This window comes from Pseudomonas sp. LBUM1649 (assembly GCF_059716155.1).
In genome coordinates this window covers 1,280,336-1,297,580 of record NZ_CP166807.1, presented here as the reverse complement: position 1 = coordinate 1,297,580, position 17,245 = coordinate 1,280,336, and the positions used below count along the sequence as shown (strand labels likewise).

The window sequence follows — 17,245 nt, the reverse complement described above, 5'->3', positions numbered from 1 at the left end:
CTTTAGTAAAAAGCCCCGCCCTCAACAGCGGGGCTTTTTTGTGCCTGTGGATTTTTGCCGGGCAAAAAAAAATCGCGACCCGAAAGTCGCGATTTTTTACGTCTTACCAGGTCACGCCAAATCCGGCGGTGTATCGAGTCTTGTCCAGGTCAGCATTGTCGGTCCCGTCGATAATGTCTCGCTCGGCCTTGAGGTTCAGCGACGCCCAGTCAGTCACCTTGTAGCGCAAGCCCATCTCGGCATCCAGCGCATATTCGGCCACGCCGGACAGCGGCTTGCCCACCTCGCCATTGGTGAAGAACTCCACACTCTTGCCGATCAGGTACCGGTTGTAATCCCACTTCATGGCCACCGAATAGAAGTTCTCCTTACTGCCATCGGCGAATTCATAGTCCGTGCGGTTGATTAGCGAACCGAGCGAGAACGCACCCAATTCGTCATCCCAGAACTGATAACCGGGACCCGTACCGACCGTACGCTGGCGGGAGAGGTCTTCGACCTTGTCACGCTTGTACACCAAGCGACCTTGCCAGAACCATTTATCCGTCAGGAAGCGGTCGAGAGAGTACTCCGCCCGCCAATTGTCCGTGGTGGTCACGTCGTCCTGGTATTCGCGGTTGTATTCGCCTTCTGCGATGTGCCGCCAGCGGCCATGCCGCGCAGTGGTCTTGAAGTCGATGTCGTAATCATCGGTATCTTTCTCGGCACGCTGGTAATCGAGGGCCGCATCGATATTGCCTTTCCACACCAGATCCTCGACCACAGGCTTGGGCTTGAGAATTTGCTGGACGCTCGCCAGCTCTACCGTCTTGGGCCCGTCACCGTTTTCCAAGGTGACCTTGCCATCATCCGCGGCGTGCAGCGACTTGGCCTTCTCGCCGGTGTAGGCGTCCTGCTTGACCAGCAATTGCTGATCGCTTTCCAGGGTCTTGACCTGTTTCCAGTCGATCGGCACCGCACCGGCATATTCGGTCTGGACCAACAGCTTGCCACCGTCGAACAGGATGATTTTGCCGCTCAGCTTGTCACCGTTCTTCAACCAGACGGTATCCGCGAGCAAGGGAGTGGAGGCACTGATGACAGCGAGGCATAGCAATGTTCTGGACAACATAAGCAAATACAGGCTCAGGTTCGCGAAAAAAAGTCGGCATTATCCGCAGGAATAAGACCCTAGCAAGGACTGACCCAACTATTTCTATTGAGTTCAATTCTCAACCGGCAATCCAGCATTTACTCTACAGACGGTACTGCGAACGATTTCAGGAGCTGCAAACGTGATCGAGCCGACTGAACAACCCGACAGTGCTGCGCAAATCCGACGCACGGCGCTCTACCTGACACTCGCACAAGTACCCGAAGGCAAGGTCGTGAGTTATGGTCAACTCGCCGAACTTGCGGGACTGGGACGCGCGGCTCGCTGGGTCGGCAGGACACTGAGTCAACTGCCCGGCGACAGCAAATTGCCCTGGCACCGCGTACTCGGTGCCGGCGGGCGCCTGAGCCTGCCCGCAGGCAGTCCCTCCGGGGACGAACAGCGCGCGCGATTGCGCATGGAGGGCATCAGTATCCTGAACAATCGGGTTGATATTCAGCGCCATGGGTGGCGCCCGGTAGAGCACAGCGGTTAGAGTGCGCGCTTTGTTTCCGTATTTCTTGAGGCAGACTCCAGCCCATGCCCCGTAAAACCTGGCGCGACGCGCTTGCTGCCTATGCCAGCCCTTCGACGCTCGTACTGTTATTGCTGGGTTTCGCCGCCGGCCTGCCCTACATGCTGGTGTTTTCAACGCTTTCGGTCTGGTTGCGTGAAGCCGGTGTGGCGCGCGAAACCATCGGCTACGCGAGCCTGATCGGCCTGGCGTATGCCTTCAAATGGGTCTGGTCCCCCCTGCTCGACCAATGGCGCCTGCCGCTGCTCGGCAAACTCGGCCGACGACGTTCCTGGCTGGTGTTGTCGCAAGCGCTGGTGATTCTTGGCCTGGTCGGGATGGGCTTTTGTGACCCGCAAAAGCATTTGTCCTGGCTAATCGCCATCGCGGTAGTCGTCGCCTTCGCCTCGGCGACGCAAGACATTGCAGTGGACGCCTACCGCCTGGAAATCGCGGATGACAGTCGCCAGGCGGCGCTGGCCGCCAGCTACATGTCCGGCTATCGCATAGCAGCACTGCTGGCCACGGCCGGCGCCCTGTTCTTCGCCGAGGGTTTCGGCTCCACTGGTTTCAACTACAAGCATTCGGCATGGGCCGGCACTTACCTGCTGTTCGGCGCCCTGATGGTTCCGGCGCTGCTCACCTCGTTCTTCATGCGTGAACCTGCGGTGCCTCTGCGCACGCAATTGCAGGCCGGGCGCTACAGCTTCGTGCATCAATTGGCCTCGGTGTTCGTCCTGATCGTGCTGCTGGTGTCCGTGCCGGCCATGTTTACCCAGCTCTACAACACCGACTTCGCCAGCGTGCTGTTCGAAGGCGAGAGCCTGCTCGACCTGTTGCTCGAAGACCGCGCGTTCCTGCGAGCCATCCTCTACACCACGCTCACCGCCCTGTGCCTGTCGGCCATGGGCCGCCGGGGCCTGGCGCCGGTGCTGACGCCGGTCAACGACTTCATCCTGCGTTATCGCTGGCAAGCACTGCTGCTGCTGGGGCTGATCGCCACCTACCGAATGTCCGATACGGTGATGGGCGTGATGGCCAACGTGTTCTACATCGACCAGGGTTTCACCAAGGACCAGATCGCCAGCGTCAGCAAAATCTTCGGCCTGATCATGACCCTGGTGGGCGCTGGCATGGGTGGCCTGCTGATCGTGCGCTTTGGCATCTTGCCGATCCTGTTCATTGGCGGCGCAACGTCGGCAGGCACCAACCTGCTGTTCCTGATGCTCGCCGACATGGGCGCCAACCTCAATATGCTGGTCCTCACCATTTCCCTGGACAACTTCAGCTCGGGCCTGGCGACCTCGGCATTCGTCGCCTACCTGTCAAGCCTGACCAACCTCAAATTCTCCGCCACCCAATACGCCCTGCTCAGCTCGATCATGCTCTTGCTGCCGCGCCTGATCGGCGGATATTCGGGCGTCATGGTAGAGAAGTTCGGCTATCACAACTTCTTCCTGATCACCGCCCTGCTGGGTGTTCCGACGCTACTGCTGATCGCCTTGCACTGGTTCCAGGAGAACCGTCGTGCAGGTCCGACACCGACGCCGGATTCGGTTCCGACCCGGGTCGTGGAAGAATCGTAGGAAACACTCGCAGAAATCCTACAGAGGACGGCGTCAATCCCGTCCTCCTGCCACCGCACCGACCGCACGCCTGTACGACAGCGGAACTCGCCCGTACAATGCTCCGTCATTTCTCGTCATCAGCAATCGATAACGGCCAACCATGCGCACCAGTCAATTTTTGCTTGCCACACAGAAAGAAACGCCTTCCGACGCGGTCGTGATCAGCCATCAGCTGATGCTGCGCGCCGGCATGATCCGCAAACTCGCCTCGGGCCTGTACACCTGGCTGCCGATGGGCTTGCGAGTGATGCGCAAGGTCGAAGCCGTCGTTCGCGAAGAAATGAACGCCGCCGGCTCGCTCGAAGTGTTGATGCCGAGCACTCAACCGGCTGAGTTGTGGCAGGAATCCGGGCGCTGGGAAGAATACGGCCCTGAATTGCTGCGCTTCAAGGATCGCCACGGTCGCGATTTCTGCGCAGGCCCGACCCACGAAGAAGTCATCACTGACCTGATGCGTAACGAGTTGAGCAGCTACAAGCAGCTGCCGATCAACCTGTACCAGATCCAGACCAAATTCCGTGATGAGATCCGTCCTCGCTTCGGTTTGATGCGCGGCCGCGAATTCATCATGAAGGACGCCTACTCGTTCCACGCTGACCAGCCATCGCTGCAGGTCACGTACGATCGCATGCACCAGGCGTACTGCAACGTATTCACCCGCCTGGGCCTGAAGTTCCGCCCGGTTGAAGCCGACAACGGCTCCATCGGCGGCGCCGGTTCCCACGAGTTCCACGTACTGGCCGAGTCCGGCGAAGACGATATCGTTTTCAGCAACGGTTCCGACTACGCAGCGAACATCGAGAAGGCCGAAGCTGTACCACGCGAAACCTCACGTGCGGCACCAACCGAAGAGCTGCGCCTGGTCGACACGCCAGAGACCAAGACCATTGCCGCGCTGGTGGAAAAATTCAATCTGCCGATTGAAAAGACCATCAAGACCCTGATCGTGCATGCCGAGGAAGAAGGCAAGCTGATTGCCCTGATCATCCGTGGCGACCACGAACTCAACGAGATCAAGGCTGCGAACCAGCCAGGCGTGGCCAGTCCGCTGGTCATGGCCAGCGATGCCGAACTGCGTGACGCCATTGGCGCCGGCGCCGGCTCCCTGGGCCCGTTGAACCTGCCGCTGCCAATTATCATCGACCGTTCCGTCGAGCTGATGAGCGACTTCGGCATCGGCGCCAACATAGACGACAAGCACTACTTCGGCGTGAACTGGGAACGCGACCTGCCAGTGCCAACCGTGGCCGACCTGCGTAACGTTGTCAGCGGCGACCCAAGCCCGGATGGCAAGGGCACCCTGGAAATCAAGCGCGGCATCGAAGTCGGGCACATCTTCCAGCTGGGCAACAAGTACAGCAAGGCGATGAAGTGCGAAGTGCTGGGCGAGAACGGCAAGCCGGTCACCCTGGAAATGGGCTGCTACGGCATCGGCGTCTCCCGCGTGGTCGCGGCTGCCATCGAGCAGAACAACGACGACAAAGGCATCATCTGGAGCGACACCCTGGCACCCTTCCAGGTCGCCCTGGTGCCACTGCGCTACGAAACCGAACTGGTTCGCGAAGCCACCGACAAGCTGTATGCACAACTGACTGCTGCAGGCTTCGAGGTGCTGCTGGACGACCGCGACAAGAAAACCAGCCCGGGCATCAAGTTCGCGGACATGGAGCTGATCGGCATTCCTCACCGGATCGTGGTCAGTGACCGCGGCCTTGCCGAAGGCAACCTGGAATACAAGAGCCGTACCGAGGCCGAGCCGCAAGCGCTGCCGGTCGCCGACGTGCTGCCTTTCCTTCAGGCCCGTATCCGCCGCTGAAACCAGATAGAGACGTCATGTTCAAGCGAAACACCTTAGGCCTCGGTGGTGCCGCCCTGTGCGGCACCCTGCTGGTCAGCGGTTGTGCCAATCACATGTCACAACGCAGCGAGCACGAGGAACGTATCGAGCGCAAACTGCTTGATCACAGCCTGCAGATCGATGTGGGCGAGCCCAAAGTGCTTGAGCTCCCTCAACGCCGGGTGAAAATCCACGAGCAGAAGACTTTCGAAGTCACCGAGTTCGAGGTCACCCGCCATTACGATCGCTACACACCGTATCAACCCTGGCGGGAGGTCTATGAAATCCCGCTGGGCGCGGTCGCGGTGGTGGCCGGGGTCGGCGCCAATGTGGCCAACGTGTTTGCCCTGGGCAATCTGCCAGACAGCATGACCAGGGACTGGTTCAGCTACGGCTTCGCCGGGCTCAACCCGTTCATGAACGTGCAGTCCCATGGACGCGCACAGCAGAACCTGGCCGGCATCGACGAAGTCCAGCTCGACAAGCGCACGGAGTACTCGAGCCTGCCCTGGAGCGAGCGCCCGGTCGAAGTCAAGGCCGGCAAGGAAACCTTCCAGTTGAGCACCGACAAGAACGGCGTATTGCGCCTGAACCTGCTGGACAGCCCGTTCGCCGAACATGACCTCAATCACCTGAGCAAGCTGCAGATCAACGTCCAGGATGCCAAGGACTATGTGCACAGCGATTCGTCGCTCGCACTGAGCAGCACCTTGCGCGGCAAGTTGCTCGAAGCCCACGGGTTGATTTACGACGATCTTGAAGACGATGAAGTGAGCCAGTGGGTTCACCGGGTCAAGCGCCTGTCGGAACTGGGCCTGGAAGAAGAGGCCACCGAGCTGGAACAGAGTCTGATCGAATTGACTCGCAACGACCCGGAGCTGCAGACCGAATTCCTCAAGTCCTTGACCAAGGATGCCGGGCGACTGGTGGCGGATCCGGGACCGAATTGAGGCCTTTTTGTAGGAGCGAGCTTGCTCGCGATGGACGTCAACGATAACGCGGGAATCCTGGATTAACGCGGTGCATTTGAGACCATCGCGAGCATGCTCGCTCCTACAACAACCGCTCAAACAACTCCATCTGCTCAAACCCGCCCCGCAAATCCTCCAGTCTCACCCCCACGCCCAACAACCGCACCGGTTTACCGCCACGGTTGAACGCCTGCGTCAGCAACAACTGATAACTGCCCAGATCCCGCCCCGCACCCGCCTGCTCCAGCGTGGTCTGGGTGAAATCATGGAACTTCACTTTGACGAAGGGTTTACCCGGCCGATAGCTGCTGTCGATTCGCGCCATGCGGGATGCGAGGGTTTCCAGCAGTTCCGGCAACTTGTCCAGGCAACTGCGCAGGTCCGGCAAGTCGACGTCGTAGGTGTTTTCGACACTGATGGACTGGCGGCGACTGTCGTTATGCACCAGGCGGTCATCGATCCCACGGGCCAGGCTCCAGAGTCGCTCGCCAAAACTGCCGAATTCGCGTACCAGCGCCAACTTGTTCCACTCGCGCAGCTGCGAGCAGTCGACGATGCCGAGCTTGCCCAGCCTGTCGGCGGTGACTTTACCGACCCCGTGCAGCTTGCTCACCGGCAAGCCACTGACAAACCCCTCGACCTGATCCGGGGTGATGACAAACAACCCGTTGGGTTTTTTCCAGTCGCTGGCAATCTTGGCCAGAAACTTGTTGGGCGCCACCCCGGCGGAGACAGTGATATGCAATTGATTGGAGACGCGCCGGCGAATGTCCTGGGCAATTCGCGTCGCACTGCCGCCAAAATGCGCACAGTCCGATACATCGAGGTAAGCCTCATCCAGGGAAAGCGGTTCGATGATCTCGGTGTAGTCGCGAAAGATCGTGTGAATTTCCCTGGACGCCTCTCGATAGGCTTCCATGCGCGGCTTGACGATCGTCAGGTCCGGGCACAGCTTCAATGCGTGCCCCGAGGACATGGCTGAGCGCACGCCATAGGCCCGGGCTTCATAATTGCAGGTGGCAATCACCCCGCGCCGGTCCGCCGACCCGCCTACCGCCAGGGGTTTTCCAGCCAGGCGCGGGTCGTCCCGCATCTCGATGGCGGCGTAGAAGCAATCACAATCGACGTGGATGATTTTTCGCTGGGTCATTTCAACGCGGTGTTCATGGTGTAGAAATAGCGTCACGCGATGTAGGAAAAACAGTATCTCACTGACAACTGTATATAGCACCAGTACCTTGATGGTTCTTTTTCATTCGAAGGAACCTGCGATAAATTTATTTTCTCAATCGAGAAGTTCTCTTCAATAGAGCCGCAGGCCTTGCCATACCTGCCTCTCAGGCCATCCGAGGGGGTCAATTTGCAGCTAAGCGATTGAACCGGAACAGGTTTTGTCAAAATTGCAGGTTGACACCCCCGCGCATTTCTATAGAATTGCCAACACAGACGCGGGATGGAGCAGTCTGGTAGCTCGTCGGGCTCATAACCCGAAGGTCGTCGGTTCAAATCCGGCTCCCGCAACCAAACATCAAAAAAGGCTACTCGAAAGAGTGGCCTTTTTTGTGCGCGTCAGTTTTGTCATCAGCATGCCCACTGCTCGCGCTGACCTGCAGCACGCGGCAATGAGAAATCGTTCTGATTCCGAGACTTATATCCCCTCCTCCCGCTGTTTTGCGATTTCTCACACTTATTTGACCCAGTTCAGGATTAACGGTTGACACCCCGGCGATTCTCTATAGAATGCCGCCACACAGACGCGGGATGGAGCAGTCTGGTAGCTCGTCGGGCTCATAACCCGAAGGTCGTCGGTTCAAATCCGGCTCCCGCAACCAAACATCAAAAAAGGCTACTCGAAAGAGTGGCCTTTTTTGTATCTGTAGAAAAAGTCCTTTCGCAACAATGATCTGTCACTGTGCCGTGAGCCTTCCGGGTTCACCGATGCGCGGAGTTCCGACATGCTCAATCGCACATTGAACGCTCTACGACTGAAGACGAACTGCCCCCGGGACTCGGTGCCAGGCGTTAATATTCGTGATTATTTTTTTCTACAGGGATTGGTAACTTGGCTGGATACCCCCATCCTGTCGCGCACAATCCAAGAGGTGATTGATGCGCGCCAACTCGTCTGATCCACAAGACACCGTCACAGCAACACAACCGATCAAGGCGCAACGGTTGCGTTTGCTTGATCTAATCAGCAAGTACCGCCAACCCATTGGCCTGGCGGTCACCCTGTTGTTGTTCACCATTGCGCTGATTGCCTGCCGTCACTTGTTGAGCGAACTCGACCTGGACGCTTTGCACGACTCGATCCTCGACGTTCCGCAACCGGCACTGCTGGGTGCGCTGGGCGCTACCGTCGCAGGCTTCATCATTTTGCTCGGTTACGAATGGTCGGCCAGCCGCTACGCCGGCGTGAGCCTGGCACCGCGAACCCTGGCACTGGGCGGCTTCACCGCCTTCGCCATTGGCAATGCCATCGGTCTTTCGATGCTGTCCGGCGGCTCGGTTCGCTACCGCCTGTACGCGCGCCATGGCCTGGGGGCCACTGAAGTCGCGCGCATGACGCTGTTCGCCAGCCTCTCGCTCGGCTGCGCCCTGCCACCGCTCGCCGCGCTGGCGACACTCAGCGACCTGCCCGACGCCTCCGCCGCCCTGGGGCTTTCGCAAGGCTTGCTGGGCACCATCGCGACGGCAGTGTTGTTGCTGTTCGCGGTGCTGGCCATCGGCATCTACCGCCGTCGCCTGCCGGAGCAACCGTTCGCCGACAACCTGCTGGTCAAGATCGGCCGCCGCACCTTGCGCCTGCCTGGGCGCCGCCTGACCTTTCTGCAACTGGTCATTACCGCGCTGGACGTAGCCGCCGCCGCTACCGTGCTCTATTTGTTGTTGCCGGAAGCGCCGCCGTTCGGCGCGTTTCTTCTGGTTTATCTGCTGGCCCTGGCCGCCGGAGTGCTCAGCCATGTGCCGGGCGGGGTCGGTGTGTTCGAGGCGATTCTGCTCGCCGCCTTCTCCGACAAACTCGGCGCTGCACCACTGGCCGCCGCCCTGCTGCTCTATCGCTTGATCTATGTGGTGCTGCCGATGCTGGTGGCCTGCCTGTTCCTGCTGATCAGCGAAGGTCAGCGCTTGTTTCAGACGCGCCAGACCCTGCGTGCCGCCTCCGGCCTGGCCGCGCCTATATTGGCGGTGCTGGTGTTCCTGTCCGGCGTGGTATTGCTGTTTTCCGGCGCGACCCCGGAAATCGATACGCGCCTTGAACATATCGGCTTTCTGATCCCGCACCGCCTGGTCGACGCTTCGCACTTTGGCGCCAGCCTGATCGGCGTGTTGTGCCTGTTGCTGGCCCAAGGCCTGCGTCGTCGACTGTCGGCCGCCTGGATGCTGACCACCATTCTGCTGCTGGTCGGCGCCCTGCTCTCCTTGCTCAAGGGTTTCGACTGGGAGGAAGCCAGCCTGATGGTGCTGACGGCGAGCCTGCTGGGGGTTTTCCGGCGCTCGTTCTATCGCCCCAGCCGCCTGACCGAACTGCCGTTCTCGCCCCTGTACATGGTGGCCAGCCTGTGCGTACTCGGCGCCTCGATGTGGCTGCTGTTGTTCGCTTACCAGGACGTTCCCTACAGCCACCAACTCTGGTGGCAGTTCACCCTCGATGCCGATGCCCCGCGTGGCTTGCGCTCGCTGCTCGGCGCGGCGGTCCTGTTGGTGGTGGTGTCCCTGACCTGGCTGCTACGCACCGCACGCCCGGTCATCCACCCGCCGACAGCTGATGAGCTGGAGCGCGCGAGCAAGATCCTCATGGCGTCCGCCCAACCGGATGGCGGCCTGGCCCTGACCGGCGACAAGGCGCTGCTGTTCCACCCCAACGACGAGGCGTTCCTGATGTACGCCCGCCGCGGCCGCAGCCTCGTGGCGCTGTATGACCCGATCGGTCCAGGCCAGCAACGGGCGGAAATGATCTGGCAGTTTCGCGACCTGTGCGACATCCATCACGCCCGCCCCGTGTTCTATCAAGTGCGCGCGGAGAACCTGCCTTACTACATGGACATCGGCCTGACCGCGATCAAGCTGGGCGAAGAAGCCAGGGTCGATCTCAAGCGCTTTGACCTCGAGGCCAAGGGCAAGGAGATGAAGGACCTGCGCTACACCTGGAACCGTGGCACCCGCGATGGCCTGTCGCTGGAAATCCATGAGCCGGGCCAGGCGCCAATGGATGAGCTCAAGGTGATTTCCGATGCCTGGCTGACCGGCAAGAACGTGCGCGAGAAAGGCTTCTCCCTCGGCCGCTTCAGCGACGATTACCTCAAGCACTTTCGCATTGCAGTGATCCGTTTCGAAGGACGCCCGGTAGCGTTCGCCAACCTGCTCGAGACTTACGGCCATGACCTGGCCAGCCTCGACCTGATGCGCGCGCACCCGGACGCCCCCAAGCTGACCATGGAGTTCATGATGGTCGGCCTGATCCAACATTATAAGAGTCACGGATACGCGCGCTTCAGCCTGGGCATGGTGCCGTTGTCGGGGTTGCAACCCCGTCGCGGCGCACCCTTGACCCAGCGCCTGGGCTCAATGGTATTCCGCCGTGGTGAGCAGCTCTACAACTTCCAAGGCTTGCGCCGCTTCAAAGACAAGTTCCAGCCTGACTGGGAACCCCGTTATATGGCCGTGCCCGCCGGACTCGATCCGCTGGTTGCCTTGGCCGACACTGCCGCCCTGATCGCGGGCGGCTTGACTGGATTGGTGAAACGCTGATGATTCAACGCTCCCTGCGCTATGTATTGGGCACCCTGGTAGTGGTCGCCCTGATTCTCGGTGTTGGCTATTGGTACCTCAAACGTCCGGCAGCGGAACCGACCCTCGAACTGCTGACCCCGACCGATGGCGCGGCGATGACCCGCGTTATCCCCGGCACCACGCCAAAGGCCCAGGTGCTGGTGGCGGTCAATGAAGAACAGAAGCTCAGCGACAAACAATTGATGACCCTGAGCCGTAGCGGTTCGGCGCAGATTGTCCAGGTGATCCTGCCCAAGGACTGCCTGCTGCAAAGCCGTGCCTTGCAGTCGGGCCTGCGGGAACTGACAGGCACGGCGACCCTGGTCAGCGGCATCGGCCCGGGAGCAGTACTCGCCTGGCGTTGGTTGTCCGAGCAGAAAAACGACAAGGCCCAGGCCATCTCAGTGGACCTGGCCCTGGAAAAACCCGGCTGCACCCACCTGCTGCCGAAAAGCGCCACCCATGGCCACTGGCTGGTGGCGTGGAACGACAACCCGGACGACACCAGCGCCGGCTTCGTGCGTGACCAACCCAACGCCGAAACCAGCATCAGCGACTACGACATCAACCTGCCGCAAGTGCTGAACAACGAACTGCGCAAACTGCTGGTCGGTGGCGACAAGGACGCTGGCGGCCTGCAAATTCCGGTGGTCGAAGTGCCGGCCGGTCAGGCCAAGGATACCGTCACGCTGTTCCTGTCCGGTGACGGCGGCTGGCGCGACCTCGACCGCGACGTGGCGGGCGAGATGGCCAAGATTGGCTACCCGGTGGTCGGCATCGACACCCTGCGCTACTACTGGCAGCACAAGAGCCCCGAGCAAAGCGCCCTGGACCTCGCCGAACTGATGCAGCACTACCGGCAGAAATGGGGCACCAAGCGCTTCATCCTGACCGGCTACTCGTTCGGCGCCGATGTGCTGCCAGCGATCTACAACCGCCTGGCAGAGTCCGAGCAGCAGCGCGTCGACGCCATTATCCTGCTGGCCTTCGCCCGCACCGGCAGCTTCGAAATCGAAGTCGAAGGCTGGCTCGGCAACGCTGGCAAAGAAGCCGCTACCGGCCCGGAAATGGCCAAGCTGCCCGCCGCGAAAGTGGTGTGCATCTACGGCGAAGAAGAAGTCGACGAAAGCGGCTGCACCGACAAGAGCGCGGTGGGCGAAGCCATCAAGTTGCCTGGCGGCCACCACTTCGATGAAAACTACCCGGCCCTGGCACAGCGGTTGGTGGATGTGATCCAGAAGCGGCAAGCGCAGGAAACTGAAGCCCTGGAATGATCTGAGCCTCACAAAAAAGCCCCCGCTGCCGCAAGGCAACGGGGGCTTTTTTCATTCAACGCCACAAACCCCTGTAGGAGCGAGCCTGCTCGCGATGGACGTCAACGATGACGCGGGAATCCTGGATAAACGCGGTGCATCTGAGACCATCGCGAGCAGGCTCGCTCCTACAGGAAGCCTTACATCTCCACCTGCGTCCCCAGTTCAATCACCCGGTTCAGCGGCAAATTGAAGAAGCGCAAATTGCCGTTGGCGTTCTGCAACATGAACGCGAACAAAGCCTCGCGCCAACGGGCCATGCCTTCGAGCTTGGAGGCGATGACCGTCTCGCGGCTGAGGAAGTACGTGGTGCGCATCGGGCTGAAGTCCAGTTCCTCGAGATGACACAGTTTCAGCGCCTTCGGTACGTCCGGCTCGTCGGTGAAACCGAAATGCAGGATCACCCGGAAGAAGCCTTCGCCGTAGGATTCGACCTCGAAGCGCCGGCTCGACGGCACTCGCGGGATGTCTTCGTAGACCACCGTCAGCAGCACCACCTGCTCGTGCAGCACCTGGTTATGCAGCAGGTTGTGCAACAGCGCGTGGGGCACGGCGTCCGGTCGCGCGGTGAGGAACACTGCCGTGCCCTGCACGCGATGCGGCGGTTGCACGGCGATGCTGCTGATGAAAATCTCCAGCGGCAGGCCACCCTCGTCGATACGCTCCACCAGCAACTGCTTGCCGCGTTTCCAGGTGGTCATCAATACAAACAGCGCGAAACCGGCAATTACCGGAAATGCCCCTCCCTGAACGATTTTCGGTACGTTGGCGGCGAAATACAGACCATCGACCAACAGAAAGCCGAGCAACAACGGTATCGCGAAGATGGGCGGCCACTTCCACAACAGCAAGATCACTGCCGACACAAGAATGGTGGTCATCAGCATCGTGCCAGTCACGGCCACACCATAAGCCGAAGCCAGGGCACCGGAGGATTCGAAACCGATCACCAGCAAAATCACGCCGACCATCAGCGCCCAGTTCACCGCGCCGATGTAGATCTGACCCTGCTCGGCGCTGGAGGTGTGCTGGATGTGCATGCGCGGGATGTAGCCGAGCTGGATCGCCTGACGGGTCAGGGAGAACGCCCCTGAAATCACCGCCTGGGAAGCGATCACCGTGGCCAGGGTCGACAGCGCCACCAGCGGAATCAGCGCCCAGCTGGGTGCCAGCAGATAAAACGGGTTACGCGCGGCTTCCGGATCGCCCAGCAGCAGCGCCCCTTGGCCGAAGTAATTGAGCACCAGCGCCGGCAGCACCAGGATGAACCAGGCGCGGGCAATCGGCTTGCGGCCGAAATGGCCCATGTCGGCATACAGCGCTTCGGCACCGGTCAGTGCCAGTACGACCGCGCCAAGGATCGCCACGCCCATGCCCGGGTGCACGACGAAGAAACGCACGCCCCACACCGGGTTCACGGCCTGCAACACTTCCGGGTGCTGAATGATGCCGTGGACACCCAGCGCTCCCAACACCACAAACCAGGCGACCATGATCGGCCCGAACAGAATGCCGATGCGCGCGGTGCCGTGACGTTGAATCAGGAACAACGCCACCAGCACGATCACCGACAGCGGCACCACCCAATGGTCGATGCCGTCGAATGCCAGTCCCAGGCCTTCAATGGCCGACAGAACGGAAATCGCTGGGGTGATCATGCTGTCACCATAAAACAGCGCCGCACCGATCAGTCCACAGACCACCAGCAGCGTGCGCAATTTCGCATGCCCTGCCGCCGCCCGCCGAGCCAGCGCGGTCAAGGCCATGATCCCGCCTTCGCCCTGGTTGTCGGCGCGCAGGACAAACATCATGTACTTGATCGACACGACCCAGATCAGCGACCAGAAGATCAGCGCCAGTATCCCCAACACACCGTCATGGTTGACCGGCACGCCATAGTCGCCGGAGAACACCTCTTTGAGGGTGTACAGCGGGCTCGTGCCGATATCGCCGTAAACCACCCCGACCGCCGCGACCAGCATGCCAATAGGCTTGGCCGCCGAATGACTGGCACCCTCAGCCTGACTACTTGCCTGACCCATCCACCACTCCTGTTACCCAGACCCGGGCTTCTATGAAGAAGCACAATGCTTTGTCACGCAGCATGCGCTGTTTTACTTGCTGTTACAGACGTTTTGTTGACTGTAAAAAATCGGTAAAGCCCAACGGCGCGAAGCATAGCGCAGCACTCGTCGTATTTCCCTGCATAAAGCTGGTCAAGTGAACGTCTCATCGTTAGAATTGCGCACTTTTTGATCAGAGGCGCGGTTCAAGCGCCCGTCCGTCGGTTTTGCCCAGCCCGGCAAGCGGCGTCACAAATACCGAGGTTAGACATGTCCACCACTCCTGCGCCGGCCAATCCAAAGGTTGGCTTCGTATCCCTGGGTTGCCCCAAAGCACTGGTCGACTCCGAGCGCATCCTTACCCAGCTGCGCATGGAAGGCTATGACGTCGTGTCCACCTATCAGGACGCCGATGTCGTGGTGGTCAATACCTGTGGCTTCATCGATTCGGCCAAGGCCGAGTCCCTGGAGGTGATCGGCGAAGCCATCAAGGAAAACGGCAAGGTCATCGTGACCGGCTGCATGGGCGTCGAAGAAGGCAACATCCGCAACGTACACCCGAGCGTGCTGGCCGTTACCGGTCCGCAGCAGTACGAGCAAGTGGTCAACGCCGTGCACGAAGTCGTGCCACCGCGTCAGGACCACAACCCGCTGATCGACCTGGTGCCGCCACAAGGGATCAAGCTGACCCCGCGCCACTACGCCTATCTGAAGATTTCCGAAGGCTGCAACCACAGCTGCAGCTTCTGCATCATCCCGTCGATGCGCGGCAAGCTGGTCAGCCGTCCGGTCGGTGACGTTCTCGACGAGGCCCAGCGCCTGGTCAAGTCCGGTGTCAAGGAGCTGTTGGTAATCTCCCAGGACACCAGCGCCTATGGTGTCGACGTCAAGTACCGCACCGGTTTCTGGAACGGCGCGCCGGTGAAAACCCGCATGACCGAACTCTGTGAAGCACTCAGCACCCTCGGTGTCTGGGTTCGCCTGCACTACGTTTACCCGTACCCGCACGTTGACGAGCTGATCCCGCTGATGGCCGCCGGCAAGATCCTGCCGTACCTGGACATCCCGTTCCAGCACGCCAGCCCGAAAGTGCTGAAGTCGATGAAACGCCCGGCGTTCGAAGACAAGACCCTGGCGCGGATCAAGAACTGGCGCGAAATCTGCCCGGACCTGATCATCCGTTCGACTTTCATCGTCGGCTTCCCCGGCGAAACCGAAGAAGACTTCCAGTACCTGCTGAACTGGCTGACCGAAGCCCAGCTCGACCGCGTCGGCTGCTTCCAGTACTCGCCGGTTGAAGGTGCTCCGGCCAATGATCTGGATCTGGAAGTCGTGCCGGACGACGTCAAGCAGGACCGTTGGGAGCGCTTCATGGCGCACCAGCAGGCCATCAGCTCGGCGCGCCTGCAAATGCGCGTTGGCCGTGAGATCGAAGTGCTGGTCGATGAAGTCGACGAGCAAGGCGCGGTCGGCCGCTGCTTCTTCGATGCCCCGGAAATCGACGGCAACGTATTCATCGACAACGGCAGCAACTTGAAACCGGGCGACAAAGTCTGGTGCAAAGTGACCGACGCCGACGAATACGACCTGTGGGCTGAACAGATCTAGTCGCACAAAATGTGAAAAGCCCCGCTCTCTTGACGAGATGCGGGGCTTTTTTACGGCTATCGTTTAGTGAGGAACGGATTCTCATCTCCAATAACCCAAGGGGCAGGCTGGCATGCGCCAACATTCGGTCATTCACACGCCGAAACAAAGCGACTACGAAGAATTGACCAGGGTCTGGGAGGCCTCGGTCCGCGCCACCCACGATTTTCTGCCGGACAGCTACATCGAACTGTTGAAGAACCTGGTGCTGACCCGCTACCTCGACGCGGTGATGCTGATCTGCACCAAAGACCCGCAGCAGCGAATCACCGGATTCGCCGGTGTCGCGGCGGGCAAGATCGAGATGCTTTTCATCGACCCGGCGCATCGCGGCCAGGGCCTTGGCAAACGGTTACTGCGCTATGCCCTGGAAAACCTCAACGCCGATGAACTGGACGTCAACGAACAGAACCCGCAAGCCCTGGGGTTTTACTTCAAGCAGGGTTTCGAGGTGATCGGTCGTTCGGAAGTCGACGGCATGGGCCAGCCGTATCCGCTGTTGCACATGCGTTTGCGCCAGGCTCAGCAACTGACACGCAATGGCTGACACAACACAGCGCCTACAAAATGCCGCATGGCACAAATGGAACCGGGATTAACCGGCGCCAGGCAGGTACAATGCCCACCCCTTTTTTGTTACGGCCCTGTCATGACTGACCCGATTCGACTCTCCAAACGCCTCATCGAACTCGTCGGCTGCTCCCGTCGGGAGGCTGAGCTGTTCATCGAGGGCGGCTGGGTCACCGTCGACGGCGAAGTCGTCGACGAGCCGCAGTTCAAGGTCGGCACCCAAAAAGTCGAGCTGGATCCAGAGGCCAAGGCCACGGCGCCGGAACCGGTAACCATCCTGTTCAACGTGCCTGCCGGCATGGACGCGGATACCGCCATGGCAACCATCAGCGCCGAAACCCTGAGCGAAGAACACCGCTACGGCAAACGTCCGCTCAAGGGCCACTTCCAGCGCCTGACCGCCAGCACCGACCTGCAGGCCAATGCCAGCGGTTTGCTGGTGTTCACCCAGGACTGGAAGATCCTGCGCAAGCTCACGGCCGACTCCAACAAGATCGAGCAGGAATACGTGGTCGAGGTCGAAGGCGACATGGTCGAGCATGGCCTCAATCGCTTGCAGCACGGCCTGACGTACAAGGGCAAGGAACTGCCACCGGTCAAGGCCAGCTGGCAGAACGAAAACCGCCTGCGCTTCGCGATGAAGAACCCGCAACCGGGCGTGCTCGCCCTGTTCTGCCAGGCCGTCGGCCTGAAGGTCGTGGCCATCCGTCGCATCCGCATCGGCGGCGTGTCCATCGGCAAGGTGCCCCTGGGGCAATGGCGCTACCTGTCCGGCAAAGAGAAGTTCTAAGGCTTCT

At 60.4% G+C, this 17,245-nt stretch carries 12 protein-coding genes and 2 tRNA genes; 11 read left to right on the top strand and 3 right to left on the bottom strand.

The genetic code is table 11. From position 1 onward, the window contains the following. Positions 1-103: 103 nt before the first annotated feature. A complete protein-coding gene (locus ACA058_RS05840) occupies positions 104-1,111 on the bottom strand; it encodes a DUF481 domain-containing protein (RefSeq protein ID WP_497638243.1) in 1,008 nt (335 codons plus the stop codon). Positions 1,112-1,247: 136 nt separating this feature from the next. Between ACA058_RS05840 and ACA058_RS05835 the strand changes: the two genes are divergently transcribed. The 4 genes from ACA058_RS05835 (at position 1,248) to ACA058_RS05820 (ending at position 6,061) form a co-directional block, all read left to right on the top strand. Beyond that, positions 1,248-1,628 (top strand): MGMT family protein, encoded by a 381-nt coding sequence (locus ACA058_RS05835; protein WP_497639868.1) that lies wholly within the window; start codon positions 1,248-1,250, stop codon positions 1,626-1,628. A 44-nt stretch (positions 1,629-1,672) separates the two neighbouring features. Then, positions 1,673-3,232: an AmpG family muropeptide MFS transporter gene (locus ACA058_RS05830; RefSeq protein WP_497638242.1), complete on the top strand. Its 1,560-nt coding sequence runs from the start codon at positions 1,673-1,675 to the stop codon at positions 3,230-3,232. Between the two features lie 142 nt (positions 3,233-3,374). Next, a complete protein-coding gene (locus ACA058_RS05825; protein WP_497638241.1) occupies positions 3,375-5,090 on the top strand; it encodes a proline--tRNA ligase in 1,716 nt (571 codons plus the stop codon). Between the two features lie 17 nt (positions 5,091-5,107). Further along, positions 5,108-6,061: a hypothetical protein gene (locus ACA058_RS05820; protein WP_497638240.1), complete on the top strand. Its 954-nt coding sequence runs from the start codon at positions 5,108-5,110 to the stop codon at positions 6,059-6,061. Positions 6,062-6,164: 103 nt separating this feature from the next. On the opposite strand, the gene dinB is transcribed toward ACA058_RS05820, so the two are convergent. Then, positions 6,165-7,232, bottom strand: coding sequence for a DNA polymerase IV (gene dinB / locus ACA058_RS05815; protein WP_497638239.1), 1,068 nt, complete (start codon positions 7,230-7,232; stop codon positions 6,165-6,167). 297 nt (positions 7,233-7,529) lie between these two features. On the opposite strand from dinB, the gene ACA058_RS05810 reads away from it, so the two are divergent. From ACA058_RS05810 to ACA058_RS05795, 4 genes are all read left to right on the top strand, one after another. Further along, a tRNA-Met gene (locus tag ACA058_RS05810) sits at positions 7,530-7,606 on the top strand. 231 nt (positions 7,607-7,837) lie between these two features. After that, positions 7,838-7,914, top strand: a tRNA-Met gene (locus ACA058_RS05805). Positions 7,915-8,191: 277 nt separating this feature from the next. Further along, complete coding sequence (gene mprF / locus ACA058_RS05800; protein WP_497638238.1) at positions 8,192-10,834, top strand: bifunctional lysylphosphatidylglycerol flippase/synthetase MprF; 2,643 nt, start codon at positions 8,192-8,194, stop codon at positions 10,832-10,834. After that, positions 10,834-12,129, top strand: coding sequence for a virulence factor family protein (locus ACA058_RS05795; protein ID WP_497638237.1), 1,296 nt, complete (start codon positions 10,834-10,836; stop codon positions 12,127-12,129). The genes mprF and ACA058_RS05795 overlap by 1 nt, the downstream gene beginning before the upstream one ends. A 179-nt stretch (positions 12,130-12,308) precedes the next feature. On the opposite strand, the gene ACA058_RS05790 is transcribed toward ACA058_RS05795, so the two are convergent. Beyond that, on the bottom strand, positions 12,309-14,210 hold the full coding sequence (locus ACA058_RS05790) for a potassium transporter Kup (RefSeq protein ID WP_497638236.1): 1,902 nt from the start codon (positions 14,208-14,210) through the stop codon (positions 12,309-12,311). Positions 14,211-14,501: 291 nt separating this feature from the next. On the opposite strand from ACA058_RS05790, the gene rimO reads away from it, so the two are divergent. The 3 genes from rimO to ACA058_RS05775 all read left to right on the top strand — a co-directional run bounded on the left by rimO (position 14,502) and on the right by ACA058_RS05775 (position 17,238). Further along, positions 14,502-15,839, top strand: a complete 1,338-nt coding sequence (gene rimO / locus ACA058_RS05785) for a 30S ribosomal protein S12 methylthiotransferase RimO (protein ID WP_497638235.1) — start codon at positions 14,502-14,504, stop codon at positions 15,837-15,839. A gap of 112 nt (positions 15,840-15,951) precedes the next feature. Beyond that, the gene (locus ACA058_RS05780; protein WP_180203227.1) at positions 15,952-16,425 is read left to right on the top strand and encodes a GNAT family N-acetyltransferase; all 474 of its coding nucleotides are present in this window, start codon (positions 15,952-15,954) and stop codon (positions 16,423-16,425) included. Between the two features lie 102 nt (positions 16,426-16,527). Next, complete coding sequence (locus ACA058_RS05775; RefSeq protein WP_497638234.1) at positions 16,528-17,238, top strand: rRNA pseudouridine synthase; 711 nt, start codon at positions 16,528-16,530, stop codon at positions 17,236-17,238. Positions 17,239-17,245: the final 7 nt, after the last annotated feature.